Annotated in this window: 14 protein-coding genes; 7 read left to right on the top strand and 7 right to left on the bottom strand. The window is 65.1% G+C overall.

The window, feature by feature from the left end:
- Positions 1-7: 7 nt before the first annotated feature.
- Positions 8-895, bottom strand: coding sequence for a tetratricopeptide repeat protein (locus tag CB0205_RS0102950; RefSeq protein ID WP_010314142.1), 888 nt, complete (start codon positions 893-895; stop codon positions 8-10).
- A 21-nt stretch (positions 896-916) separates the two neighbouring features.
- Entirely contained in the window at positions 917-1,885 is a 969-nt protein-coding gene (gene queG, locus CB0205_RS0102945; RefSeq protein ID WP_010314140.1) for a tRNA epoxyqueuosine(34) reductase QueG, read from the bottom strand.
- A 17-nt stretch (positions 1,886-1,902) separates the two neighbouring features.
- Here queG and CB0205_RS0102940 point away from each other — a divergent pair, with 17 nt between their 5' ends.
- The 7 genes from CB0205_RS0102940 (at position 1,903) to CB0205_RS0102910 (ending at position 8,727) form a co-directional block, all read left to right on the top strand.
- A complete protein-coding gene (locus CB0205_RS0102940; RefSeq protein WP_043705296.1) occupies positions 1,903-2,553 on the top strand; it encodes an HpsJ family protein in 651 nt (216 codons plus the stop codon).
- Positions 2,554-2,621: 68 nt separating this feature from the next.
- Entirely contained in the window at positions 2,622-3,371 is a 750-nt protein-coding gene (locus CB0205_RS0102935; protein WP_010314136.1) for a DUF502 domain-containing protein, read from the top strand.
- Positions 3,371-3,997: a transcription antitermination factor NusB gene (gene nusB, locus CB0205_RS0102930; protein ID WP_010314134.1), complete on the top strand. Its 627-nt coding sequence runs from the start codon at positions 3,371-3,373 to the stop codon at positions 3,995-3,997. The genes CB0205_RS0102935 and nusB overlap by 1 nt, the downstream gene beginning before the upstream one ends.
- 8 nt (positions 3,998-4,005) lie before the next feature.
- Positions 4,006-5,472, top strand: coding sequence for a signal recognition particle-docking protein FtsY (gene ftsY / locus CB0205_RS0102925; protein WP_010314133.1), 1,467 nt, complete (start codon positions 4,006-4,008; stop codon positions 5,470-5,472).
- Between the two features lie 21 nt (positions 5,473-5,493).
- Positions 5,494-6,909 (top strand): SpoIIE family protein phosphatase, encoded by a 1,416-nt coding sequence (locus CB0205_RS0102920; protein WP_010314130.1) that lies wholly within the window; start codon positions 5,494-5,496, stop codon positions 6,907-6,909.
- Positions 6,910-6,918: 9 nt separating this feature from the next.
- The gene (lysS, locus tag CB0205_RS0102915; RefSeq protein WP_010314127.1) at positions 6,919-8,418 is read left to right on the top strand and encodes a lysine--tRNA ligase; all 1,500 of its coding nucleotides are present in this window, start codon (positions 6,919-6,921) and stop codon (positions 8,416-8,418) included.
- Positions 8,419-8,463: 45 nt separating this feature from the next.
- Positions 8,464-8,727: a hypothetical protein gene (locus tag CB0205_RS0102910; RefSeq protein ID WP_010314125.1), complete on the top strand. Its 264-nt coding sequence runs from the start codon at positions 8,464-8,466 to the stop codon at positions 8,725-8,727.
- Between the two features lie 29 nt (positions 8,728-8,756).
- Here the strand turns inward: CB0205_RS0102910 and CB0205_RS0102905 are convergent, their stop codons facing one another.
- Genes CB0205_RS0102905 through egtB form a run of 5 tightly spaced genes read right to left on the bottom strand, consistent with a single transcriptional unit; the run spans position 8,757 to position 12,387 of the window.
- Positions 8,757-9,557, bottom strand: coding sequence for a YdcF family protein (locus CB0205_RS0102905; RefSeq protein ID WP_010314123.1), 801 nt, complete (start codon positions 9,555-9,557; stop codon positions 8,757-8,759).
- Positions 9,557-9,985 carry a hercynine metabolism protein gene (locus CB0205_RS0102900; protein ID WP_010314121.1) on the bottom strand — a complete coding sequence of 143 codons (429 nt, stop codon included), beginning with the start codon at positions 9,983-9,985 and terminating at the stop codon, positions 9,557-9,559. Before CB0205_RS0102900 ends, CB0205_RS0102905 begins: the two co-directional genes overlap by 1 nt.
- Positions 9,982-10,209 carry a hercynine metabolism small protein gene (locus tag CB0205_RS0102895; RefSeq protein WP_010314120.1) on the bottom strand — a complete coding sequence of 76 codons (228 nt, stop codon included), beginning with the start codon at positions 10,207-10,209 and terminating at the stop codon, positions 9,982-9,984. Before CB0205_RS0102895 ends, CB0205_RS0102900 begins: the two co-directional genes overlap by 4 nt.
- 19 nt (positions 10,210-10,228) lie before the next feature.
- On the bottom strand, positions 10,229-11,209 hold the full coding sequence (gene egtD, locus CB0205_RS0102890; protein WP_010314118.1) for an L-histidine N(alpha)-methyltransferase: 981 nt from the start codon (positions 11,207-11,209) through the stop codon (positions 10,229-10,231).
- Complete coding sequence (gene egtB, locus CB0205_RS0102885) at positions 11,206-12,387, bottom strand: ergothioneine biosynthesis protein EgtB (RefSeq protein ID WP_010314116.1); 1,182 nt, start codon at positions 12,385-12,387, stop codon at positions 11,206-11,208. The genes egtD and egtB overlap by 4 nt, the downstream gene beginning before the upstream one ends.
- Positions 12,388-12,419 lie beyond the last annotated feature (32 nt).

Here is a 12,419-nt window from a genome sequence, read left to right as displayed (position 1 = left end):
GCTTAGCCTACCGAGGTTGTTCCGCGGGCTCAGCATCGGCATTGGCCTGAGCTCGCTCCACATCGCCCTTCAAGCTCGTGTTTGCCAGCAGAACGCTGGTGGCTTCACGAAGGCGTGTGCCCCAGAGCTGCTCCTGCTGATAGCTGCTGAGCACGTAGTTGGGATCACCCGCGAGGGCGCGCTTGGCCAGGTCCAAGCTCTCGCTGTTGCTGGGGTCTTGGGCATTCAGTGCCGCAGCCAAGGCCAACATCGGTTCTGCCGCCGTGGGCCTAATTGTCAGGACCGAGCGCCAGCGTTGGATCGCTTCGGCGTCCTTGCGCTGTTCGTAGAGCACCAGCGACTGGTTGTTGATGGCCTCCCAGAAATCGCTGCGCAGCTTCGAGGCGCGCTCAAAGGCCGAGAGCGCCGCTTTGGATTCCCCCAGCAGGATGTAGCCGTTGCCCAGATCGAAGTAGGAACCGGCGTTCCTGTCATCGATCCGCTGACCTTCGCGAATCAGCTCAACGGCGCGGGCCGGTTGGTTGGCTTTGAGGGCCAGGGAGCCCTGGGCAAAGAGGATCCCGGCATTACGGGGGTCCAGGTTTCGCGCCTGCTCGAGCGATGCCGAGGCTTCGGCGTCCTCGCCACTACGCAACTGGGCTTCCGCCAGCAGCAGCCATCCCCGGGCATCCGTTGGGATCAGCTGAACGGTCAGCGCCGCGAGGCTGGCGGCCTCTTCCGCCTGTCCCAATTTCAAGAGCCGGCTGGCGGCCTGGGCAATGCCCAGACCAGCCGCTTCCAGGTTGCGCTCGCTGGGCAGCACGACGTAGGGCACCAGCGCCTTGGCGGGGGTCCCAGCGAGGCTTGCCAGCATCAGGGGCGCTGTGGCCAGAACCTTCAACCAGCGCGCGGCCATCGATGCAGGGCGATCGAGCGCTCAGCCTAGGGCTGCTGCAATGTTTCGCCTCCACATTGAGGGCTTGATCCGCCGCAGGGCGGAGGCCCGCAGCTTCTCGTCCCACTCGCCGTCGCTCCAGCCCAGGGCATCAGCCCCCTGGAGATCCAGCCACCACGGCCTGGGCTGCAGATCGGGATCGCTGCTGGAGACCAGTGCTTGCTGGTTCCAGGGGCAGACGTCCTGGCAGATGTCGCAGCCGGCCACCCAGCCGTTCAAGTCCGAGGCGATGTCTGCCGGCAACTGCTCCGCCCGGTTCTCGATTGTGTGGAAGGCGATGCAGCGGCGGGCATCGACAACAAACGGCTCCGTGATGGCCTGAGTCGGGCAGGCGTCCAGGCAGGCGCGGCAGGCCCCGCAGTGGGGCGTTGCGGGTTCATCGGCGGGGAGCTCCAGGTCGGTCAGCAGATGCCCGATCAGCAGCCAGGAGCCCCAGTCGCGGTTGATCAGGCTGCTGTGTTTCCCGATCCAGCCCAGGCCCGCTTCCTCGGCCCAGGCCTTGTCCAGTAGGGGTGTGCTGTCGACGCAGGCGCGCCATTGGGTCTGCGGTTGGTTGCTCTCGAGCCAACGCCCCAGGGCCCGTAGGCGCCCATCGATCACCCGGTGGTAGTCCCGGCCCCAGCCGTAACGGGCCACCTTCAGGCTGCCGGGCGCAGGCTGGCGATCGACGTAGTAGTTCAGCCCCACCGCCACAACACTGCGGACCCCCGGCAGCAAGGTCTCAATGGCTTGCCGTCTGGGGTCCTTCATCCAGGTCATCTCGCCCTGATGCCCCGCGCTCAGCCAGCGCTGCAGGGCGGCGTTGCGCAGGCGGATCCGCTCGCTACCGCTCGCTGAGGCAATCCCCACCAGGTTGAAGCCCAACTCCAAGGCCTGGGCCTTCAGCGCGCTGGCCAGCTCTCCAGCCGGAAGGGGCTGTGGCTTCGGTTGATCGCCCCTACGCTTGCCCAACTTCCAAGGCCCTCCCGGTGAGTTCAGCAGTTGCAGGACGCTTCTCCAGTTTGTTGCGCTGGCTAGGGATCACCCTGGTGCTGCTGCTGGCGCTGCAACTGCTGGCGGTGCTCTCGGTCAACGGTTGGGGCGATGAGAGCTTCCGTCAGCTGCTGAGCTCCACCCTGATCACCCAGTCGCCGATGGCTCTGGTGGGGATGCTGTTGATGCTCATCGCTGTGCGGCTCGAGGATCCCCAGTCCGGTCCGACGCCCCTGCGTTGGACGGTGTGCGTGATCAGTGGTGTTCTGGCGCTGGCGCTGCTGTTCACGGTTCCCGCCACCATCGGCGGTGATCAGAGCCTGAGCGATCAGACGAACCAGTCTCTTCAGGCCCAACGCGGTCAATTGGAGATGGCGAAGGCCCAACTCGACAACCCCAAGGTGCTCGAGCAGGTGATCGAGCAGGGGGTTCAAACCGGGCAGATCCCGGAGACGGCCAGCGAAGACGAGAAGAAGAAGGCCGCTCGCGCCTTCATGCAAAGCCAGCTGCAGCAGGCCGAGAACCAAATCAAACAGGCCGAAACCCGACGTGATTTGGCTTTGAACCAACGCCGGATTGGTGGCACAGGCACCGCTGTTGTTCTGGTGATCGCCTTTGCCCTGCTCGCCCTGGCGGCTGTTCAGTAGGGCGACTGGCTAAGTTGCAGGTTGGCCCTTTGTGACCGGAATTCCGGCCAGTTGAGCGACGCAACGTAGTGGTGCAATCGAGTCCCAGACCTGAGCAACCGCTGGGCGATCGTCTCCAGCAGGACCTCAAGAACGACCTGATCGCCGGTCTGTTGGTGGTGATACCGCTCGCCACCACGATCTGGTTGGCGACGACGGTGAGTCGCTTCGTGTTGGCGTTTTTGACGTCGATTCCGAAGCAGCTCAATCCGTTCAACACCCTCAACCCTGTGCTGCAGGAGTTGATCAACCTGGGCCTGGGTCTCCTGGTTCCCCTGCTCGGGATCCTGTTGATCGGTCTGATGGCCCGCAACATCGTGGGTCGCTGGTTGCTGGAGTTCGGCGAGGGCACCCTGCAACGGATTCCCGTGGCGGGTTCCGTCTACAAGACCCTCAAGCAATTGCTGGAGACCTTCCTGCGGGATAACTCCAGCCGTTTCCGCCGCGTCGTGCTGGTGGAGTACCCCCGCGAGGGGCTCTACGCCCTGGGCTTCGTGACTGGCGTTCTTGGGGCGACCCTGTCGGCTGGCTTTGAGAAGCCGATGCTGAGCGTCTTTATCCCCACGGCTCCGAACCCCACGACCGGCTGGTATGCCGTGGTGCCGGAGTCCTCCGTTCAGGATCTCGATCTGTCGGTGGAAGACGCCTTCCGCACAATCATCTCGGCGGGCATCGTCAATCCCGATGAGCGTGAGACGCCGGCCAGCCGGAGTTTCTCCAGCCTTCTCGCCCAGCTGCGGGCGCCCGCTTACTCCCCCCTTCCTTCCAATAAGGCCTGATGCAGAGCCGCTCCGTAGCCCGCGAACTGGCCCTGCTGATGCTCGGTCAGGTCAGTGACCGTCAGCCCAGCGCCGAAACCTCCCTGGACACCTTGCTGCAACAGGCTCTGGCTTCCCTGAGCCAACACGTGCGGGAGGCCCTGGATCAGGCTGCCACCGAATTGCAGGCCGCCCAACAGCAGCTTCTCGACAGCGAGTTGCAGGACCAGGGCGCCGTTGGTCAGTTGCCCCGCATTCGTCAGCACCTGCAGGACGGTCTGGAGCATGCCGAGAACGGCCTAAACCGCCTGTCCGCCAGCCTGGAGCTTCCGCGGCTGCTGATGCTCTCGGATCAAGAGGAGATCCGCCGCGGTGCCATCGAGCGTGCCCGGGCGGTGCTGTCTGGTCGTGCTGATCTGGATCAACGCTTGGATGCGGTGATGGAGGGCTGGCGCCTGACGCGGCTGCCTCGTATCGATCGGGACATCCTGCGGCTCGCAGCGGTTGATATCGAGCAGTTCAACACCCCTGCGCCGGTGGCTTGCAATGAGGCCGTCGAGCTGGCCAACCGCTACAGCGATGAGCAGGGGCGCCGCATGATCAACGGCGTGCTGCGTCGTTTCACCAACGCCCCCGCCAAGAGCTGAGAGACGGCATGGTTTACGACTGGTTCAATCGCAGCGCGGACCCTCAGAACCCCCAGGATCCCCAGCCGGAACAGGCCGCTGAGCCCCCTGCCCAGGACCAGGCCCCTGCTGCTCCCACTCCTGCAGCTGCGGAGCCCTCAGACATCGATCAGGACGCTCTTGATTGGGCGCGACAGGCCTATGCCCGCCTGAAGGCCCAGCAAGAAGCGCAGAAGCAAGAAGCCGCCGCTGCTGCTGAGCCACAACCCAAACCAACGCCCCCGGCGGAGCCCACACCGGTCTCGACGCCTGATCCCGTTCAGGCCGCCAAGATCCCCGAGCCTGCTGCCGGCTTGTCCTTGCTGGAGCAGGCTGCGGCCCAGCGGGCCCAGCGCCAGCAGGAGCAGCTGGAGCGGGCAATTGAGACCCCGGCCGCTCCCGTCGAACCGACTCCAGCGGCGACCGATGAAGCAGCCCCGAGCCTGGGGGACTTCGATGAGGACTTCACTTGGTCGGCCGAGGTGTTGGCCGCCCAGGGCCGCCAGCTCTCTGACATTTCCCTCGAGGAAATCGACTGGCTGGGGCGCCTTCGCCGGGGCATGGAGAAGACCCGCCAGGGCTTCGTCACCCAGTTGCTCGACACCCTCGGCGACGACCCGCTGACCCCAGAGGTCCTTGACGACCTCGAATCGTTGTTGCTCCGCGCGGATGTCGGGGTGCAAGCCACTGACCAGGTCCTGGAGGCCCTGCGCAAGCGCCTCAACGAGGAAGTTGTCGAGCCCGAGGAGGGCATCCGCTTCCTCAAAGACCAGCTGAAGGGTCTGCTCGATCAGCCCATCAAGGCCAGCGGCACTGCGTTGCTTGCTCCCGAGCGCGGTCGCCTGAACGTTTGGCTGATGGTCGGGGTGAATGGAGTCGGTAAAACCACCACCCTGGGCAAGCTCGCCAACCTGGCGATCCGCAGTGGCTACAGCTGCCTGATTGCCGCGGCTGACACCTTCCGGGCCGCGGCGGTGCAACAGGTTCAGGTCTGGGGTGAGCGCAGTGGCGTCACCGTGGTCTCCAACCCCTCCGCGAATGCTGATCCTGCGGCGGTGGTGTACGACGCGATCGGTGCGGCTCAGGCCAAGGGCACGGATCTGGTTTTGGTGGACACCGCCGGTCGCCTGCAGACCAAGCACAACCTGATGGAAGAGCTCACCAAGGTGCGCCGGATCGTCGACAAGTTGGCCCCGGATGCCGAGGTGCAGTCCCTGCTGGTGCTCGACGCCAGCCAGGGCCAGAACGGTTTGAAACAGGCCATGGCCTTCGCCCAGGCCGCCGGTCTCACCGGCGTGGTCTTGACCAAGCTCGATGGCAGTTCGCGCGGCGGCGTCGCCTTGGCGGTGTCCTCGGAAGCCGGGCTTCCCATTCGCTTCATCGGCGCGGGCGAAGGGATTCGCGACTTGCGTCCCTTCAACAGCTTCGAGTTCGTCGAAGCCCTGCTGGCCAAATAAACGCGGCTATCTTGAGCGCAAGTGAGCAACTTGCCGCCTGCCTATCACTCTCATCCCGGCGGAGTGGGCTCCCTGAAGCCGGCATCCGCCGTCGCTTCACTGCGCCAACTGCTGGACAGCCTGGGCAAGGAGCAGCGCCGCAACCAGGAGCTGCTGGCGTCGTTGGCCTTTGCCCTGCGCAGCTTCACCAACCTGGAGCGCTTCCTGGAGTTGGTCCCCCTCGTGGCGACGCGGTTGGTGGAGGCGGAAGGGGCCGTGCTGGTGGTCTTTCACCCCGATGGCCGGCTTTGGCGCGAGCAGCTCCACGGCAGTCACCCCGAGTTGCTGCGGCAGTTGGCAACGCTTTCGGATGAGCAGCTGCAGCAGGCCTCCGGCGATGAGGCGTTGGCTCAACTGTTGGATGGTCTGGTGCGCCGGCAGTTGGCGGATCGCCCCTTGGTCGCCACCTCCCTGGCCGCCCGCAGTCGTGTGCGCGGCCGCCTCTATGTCTTCGGTTCCAAGGCCGGCCTGAGCTGGAGCGAGAGTCACCGCCGCCACGTCCAGCTGGCGGCGGATCTCGCCGGAGTTGCGGTGGAGGGGGATCAGTTGCTGCAGGAGGCACGGCGTCATGAGCGCCTCGATCGTCAGCTCTCCACCGGCGGTGAAATCCAGGCCCAGTTGCTCCCAGACCACTGCCCCGTGATCGAGGGGGTGGAATTGGCCGCGCGCTGTCGGCCTGCCTTTGAAGTGGGCGGCGATTACTTCGATTTCATCCCCACCCGGCCCCAGCTGATTGGCCGTCAGCGGGAGCAGGGGCGTTGGGCCCTGGTGATTGGCGATGTGATGGGCAAGGGGGTCCCCGCGGGCCTGTTGATGACGCTGCTGCGGGGCATGCTCCGGGCTGAGGTCTCCAGCGGCCTGCCCCCTGATCAGATCCTCCATGACCTGAACCAGTTGGCTCAGGAGGACTTGGCCCAGTCCCATCGCTTTGTCACGCTCTTCTATTCCGACTTCGACCCCCGCACGCGGCTGCTGCGCTACGCCAACGCGGCCCACAACCCGCCCTTGATCTGGCGGCGGATTCGCCATGCGGTCGAACGTCTGGATGCACCGGGTCTGTTGATCGGTCTGCAGAGCGAGGCGGAGTACGGCTGCGAGCAGATCGTGCTGGAGCCAGGCGATGTCCTGCTCTGCTACACCGACGGCGTCACGGAAGCCTCTGGCCTCAACGGCGAGCGCTTTGACGAGGAGCGTCTGGTCCAGGCCTTGCAAACGGCCTGCCGCTCCGGCGGTGGGGCCCAAGGAATCCTGGATCAGCTGTTCGCGCGCTTAGATCGCTTTGTTGGAGCGGATCGCCCCCTCGATGACGATGCCTCGATGGTGGTGCTGAAGGTGCGCGAGGAGGTCGCCCTGCCCTCGTTGCCCAATGCTCCTGCAGGATGGCCAAACGCTGATTGATTCGGTCCTTTGTCTGAGCTGCGCGAGACCCGCCTCGAGAAAGGCAAGGCCCTAGCGGAGTTGGGTCAGGGTCCCTATGCCCTGCGCTTTGAGCCCAGTCACCGCACCGCAGAGCTCCAGCAGGCCCATGCGGACTTGCCGAATGGCGAGGAGCGGGATGTGTCCGTCTCCGTCGCCGGTCGGGTGATGACGCGCCGGGTGATGGGCAAGCTCGCCTTCTTCACCCTGGCGGATGAAACGGGCCCGATTCAGCTGTTCATTGAGAAGGCCACCCTGGAAGAGGCCTTTGGCCACCTCACTTCCTTGGTCGATGCCGGTGACCTGATTGGTGTCAAGGGCAGCTTGCGCCGCACGGATCGCGGTGAGCTGTCGGTCAAGGTCAAGAGCTGGCAGATGCTCAGCAAGAGCCTGCAGCCCCTGCCGGACAAGTGGCATGGTCTCGCCGATGTGGAGAAGCGCTATCGCCAGCGCTATCTCGATCTGATCGTTTCCCCTGATACCCGGGAAACCTTTCGTCGCCGTGCGATTGCGGTCAGCTCGATCCGCCGTTGGCTCGATGAGCGGGGCTTCCTTGAGATTGAAACCCCCGTGCTCCAAAGCGTGCCGGGTGGTGCCGATGCCCGTCCCTTCGAAACCCATCACAACGCTCTGGATCTGCCGCTGACCCTGCGGATCGCCACCGAGCTGCACCTCAAGCGCCTGGTGGTGGGCGGCTTTGAGAGGGTTTATGAGCTGGGCCGGATTTTCCGCAACGAGGGCATCAGCACCCGGCACAACCCTGAGTTCACCTCGATTGAGGTGTATCAGGCCTACGCCGATTACAACGACATGATGGATCTCACGGAGCAGTTGATTGCTCACGTGTGCCAGCAGGTCTGCGGCACGACCCGCATTAGCTATCAAGGCACGGAGATTGACCTCACGCCCCCCTGGCGCCGGGCGACGATGCACGAGCTGGTGCTCGATGCGACGGGCCTCGACTTCAGCAGCTTTGTCAGCCGGGCTGAGGCGGCTGCAGCGATGCAGGCCCAGGGTTTGGCGGTGCCCGAACTGGCGGACTCGGTGGGACGTTTGCTAGTGGAAGCCTTCGATCAGAAGGTCGAGAGCACCCTGATCCAGCCCACCTTTGTGATCGATTACCCGGTGGAGAACTCCCCGTTGGCGCGGGCCCACCGCAGCAAGCCGGGTCTGGTGGAGCGCTTTGAGCTGTTCATCGTTGGCCGTGAAACCGCCAATGCCTTCAGCGAGTTGATCGATCCGGTCGATCAGCGCCAACGGCTGGAAGCGCAGATGGCCCGCAAGGCCGCCGGCGACGACGAAGCCCAGGAGGTGGATGAGGACTTCATTAATGCCTTGGAGGTGGGCATGCCCCCCACGGGCGGTCTGGGCATTGGCATTGACCGGCTGGTGATGCTGCTCACCGACAGCCCATCGATCCGGGATGTGATCGCCTTCCCACTGCTGCGTCCTGAGGCGCGATCCGGCGCTGCGTCGCCTGCAATGGGATAATCGAACCTAGTAGGCAATCTCCCCCAGTCGGGGGCCCGAGATTCGATGAGTGGCGAACGCGTCGGCTTCCGCTTTAAGCATGCAGATGCTGTGGTGAAGCGCAATCCCCAGGGCCGCTCCCGCCGGGGCTGGGTGATGGAGCCGGTCGAGCAAACCACCAGCCGCGGCACCAAGATGCCCGCCTATCGGATCCGTTGGCGCGATAGCGAGCGCCCTGAGATCGTGCTGCAGCACATGCTGATTGCCGATCCTGACCCCACTCCGCCGCCCGAGGGCGTGAGCCTGGTTCCCCCCGAACCGAAGAAGTGATCTTGAAAGGCCCCGATTTAGGGGCCTTTTTATGCCCAGCCCTTGAGGCGATAGAGCGCCAGGCCAAGGTGCTCCTTGAGGGCCACGCTGCTCAGATAGAGCGCCTCAGCACTGGGTAGCAGGTCCTGAACCAGTGATCCTGGGGTCGGGCTTCCCAAGCGTTGCCGTTCCGGCAGCAAGAAATCACAGGCCACTGGAATCACCTGTAGGCCGCTGCGCCGCTGAAATGTCGCTAGAGAACGGGGCATGTGAAAGGCGCTGGTCACCAGGAGGACCTGGCTCCAGCCCCGTTGCTTGGCCAACTGGCCGATGTCGCGGGCTTCCTCGGCGGTGGTTTTGGAAAGGGGATTGGGCACGATGCGCTGGCTTGGGACCCCCAGTTCTTCAGCGAGGGCCTTGGCGGAGAAGGCTTCAGCGGGTGCGGGATCTGCTGCGGTGAAACTGATCTGGGCGCCGCTGGTGACCAGGGTGCCTGCCTTCTTTTGGCTCATCAGCCGCACTCCCGTCAGCAGACGATCGCCTCCTTCACTGACTTCCACGCCGCGCCTGGGCGGCAGGGCCGGCTTGAGGCCACCCCCCAACACGACAACGGCATCGGCGTTGGGGATCGTCTTGGGTGTCAGTGCCGCGGCCCGTTCCTCCAATCCCCAGATCAATTGCCGACTGGTGATCGGCATGGCAAACAGCCAGACCATCGCGATGCCGCTGGCCCCAAGCGCACGGCTGAGTCTTGGCCGGCGCCCGCTTCCCAGGCCGGCGAGCTGGAGCAGCAGGCCCAGGCCCAAGGGATAGACCAGCAGCGGCAGCAGCTTGGAGAGCAGAAAGCCCATCAGATTCCCTGCCGCCGGCGCAGCTCTTCGAGGGCCTGCTCGGTTTCAAAGCGGGCCCAGGCCGCATCCAGGTTGTCGCTGGGACTGGGGGCGGGTCTCGGTTGGGATTGGGCCGGGCGCTGCTGCAGTTCCTGACCAATGGCTTCCAGGCGCTGCCAGTGGCCCCGTCCCTGCTGCATCAGCCCATCGAGGTGATCCTGCGCCCGCTTGGCCAGGTCATGGGCACCAGCGGCTTGTGCCCATTGCGTCCGCTCTTGCCACTGCTTGATCTCCGCTGCGAGTTCCAGCAGGGTCCGCCGCAGTTGGGCGGCTTCGCTGAGCAGCTCCTCCCGTAGCCGTGCGCTTTGTTCGGGGTGGGACCTCAGGAAGGCCTCGAGCTGCTGCTCGAGCTTGTCTTCGAGCTCATCCCACCAGGACCAGGAACTCACGTCGAGGGAGGACGGGTGATCAGCGGGGCTTCGATCTCCTCCTGCAGAGGGGTGATAGCCGCTTCCCGCGAGCGCAGCAGCAGTTGGGTGAGGCGGGCAATGGCGCCCTCTCCGAGGTTCTGCGTGGTCAGTTGCTCAAAGGCCTCGCCGTAGAGCTCCTCGAGCTGGGCAATCAGGTTTTCCCGCAGTTCCCGGGACGCTCGCCGCTGATCTTCCCTCGCCATCGCAGTTCCGTGAGGGCATTCAGTCTGCCTGCTTCAGCAGGTGCAGCGACAGGTCGCCGCGGGGATCGCTCCAGCGGGCGTCGCTGCTCCAGCCGGCCCGGGCGGCGAGGTCCAAGAAGGCCTCTGGGCTGTACTTGTGGCTGGTTTCGGTGACGAGGGCTTCGCCCGCCGCAAAGTGCCAGCTGCGGCCGCAGGCCTGCACCGTCTGCTCCCGCTGGCTGATGAGGGCCATCTCGATGTGGCTGGCTTCAGGCACCCAGCGGGCCTGGTAGCGGAACTGTTCAAGATCGAAATCGCAGTCCAGATCGCGATTCAGCCGTTGGAGCAGGTTCAGCGCGAAGCGGGCCGAGATCCCTGCCGCGTCGTCGTAGGCCGCCTCCAGCCGTTCGGTGGCTTTCGGTTGATCGATGCCGATCAGCAGGGTTCCACTGGGGCCGAGTAGCCGCCGAAACTGCCGCAAGAGCGCTTCGGCGGCAGCGGTGGTGAAGTTGCCGAGGGAGCTGCCTGGGAAAAAGCCCAGGCGCCGTTGCGTCTTCAGCAGAGGATGGCTCGGCAGCTGCCCCAGTTGGCTGTAGTCGCAGCAGATGCCCAACATCGGCACACCGGGATGGTCCCCTTGCAGGCGCCTGCAGGCCGTAGCCAGATGGTCGGCACTGATGTCCAGGGCGACGTAGGCCGGCTGCTCCAACGCCTCTAGCAGTGGCCCCACCTTGCGGGCGCTGCCGGCTCCGAACTCCACCAGGGTGCCCTCGCCAAGGGCCGCGGCCATCGCCTGAGCCTGGTTCTCGAGCAGGGCTGTCTCGGTCTTGGTCAGGCTGTACTCGGGCTGTTGACAAATCAGGTCGAACAGCCGCGATCCCTCTGCGTCGTAGAGAAACCAGGCGGGAAGTTGCTTGGGGGTTTGGCTCAGGCCCTCGATCACCAGCTGGCGCATGTCCGCCGCGGCGGGATGGAGATCCAGCAGTTCCGGGACGCCGCTGCGTTGCAGGGTGCTGGTCATGGCTGCACTCCCTTCGCCAGTCGGATTCCGCTGGCCATCCAGCGGCTGTGGGGTGGATAGAAGTTGCGGTAGCTCAGGCGCTCGTGTCCGGCCGGCGTCAAAAAGCAGCTGCCCCGCAGCACGAACTGTGAGCTCATGAATTTGCCGTTGTACTCACCAATGGCCCCAGCGGCAGGCGCAAAGCCGGGATAGGGCCGGTAGGGGCTGCCTGTCCACTGCCAGAGGCAGCCGAAGACCTGTGCCAGCTGGTCGTTGGTGGCCGCGAGCTCCCATTCGGCCTCTTCGGGCAAGCGGGCCCCGGCCCAGCGGGCGTAGGCATCGGCCTCGAACCAACTGATGTGCCGCACTGGGGCATCGGGATGACGCGGCCTGCGGCCCGCGAGGCTGAATTCCCATTCGCCCCGCCAGTAGCGCGGAGCCTGCCAGCCCCGGTCCTGCACCAGGGCCCAGCCTTCGCTCATCCAGAGGTCGGCGCGCTTGTAGCCCCCGTCGGCGATGAAGGCGGCGTACTCGGCATTGCTCACCAGCCGTTGGCTGATGGCAAAGGGCTCCAGCCAGACCCGGTGCCGGGGGGCTTCGTTGTCGAAGTGAAAGTGCCCCGAGGCCGGATCGAGGCCGATCTCCACGAGGCCTCCCTCTACGTTCCGCCAGCCCCCTGGCTTCGGGTTGGCCCAGCTGGCCTCGTAGTCCGCTTCGGGTTCGGCGATTGCTTCAGGTTCCAGGGGATTGCGGCTGAAGCCATCCAGCAGATCCATCAACAGCAGCTCCTGGTGCTGCTGCTCGTGTTGCAGCCCCAGTTCCACCAGGGCGGCTGGCAGGTGATCCAGCTCGGCTATCAGGGCGGTCGTAACCCGCTGTCTCCAGGCCAGCACCTCAGCGATGGAGGGCCTGGTCAGGAGGCCACGCTCCGGTCTGGCGTGCCGTTCGCCCACCGATTCGTAGTAGCTGTTGAACAGGTAGCTCCAGCGGCTATCGGCGCAGTCGTAGCCCTCAAGCTGGCTCAGCAGGAACTCTTCAAAGAACCAGGTGGTGTGGGCGAGGTGCCACTTCGCTGGGCTCGCGTCGGGCATCCCCTGCAGGCAGAGGTCCTCCGGTTGCAAGCCTGCGATCAGTTGCTCGGTCGCCCGGCGGATTTCCTGCAGACGCGGCAAGACTGCGGAGGCTGAGGTCGTCACCATTCCGTCGGCTTCCGCTGAACGGACCCTAGAAG

The sequence above is a fragment of the Synechococcus sp. CB0205 genome, assembly GCF_000179255.1.
Lineage (GTDB): Bacteria > Cyanobacteriota > Cyanobacteriia > PCC-6307 > Cyanobiaceae > Vulcanococcus.
The sequence above is the reverse complement of the archived record's forward strand: the minus strand, read 5'-3'. Positions and strand labels throughout refer to the sequence as shown.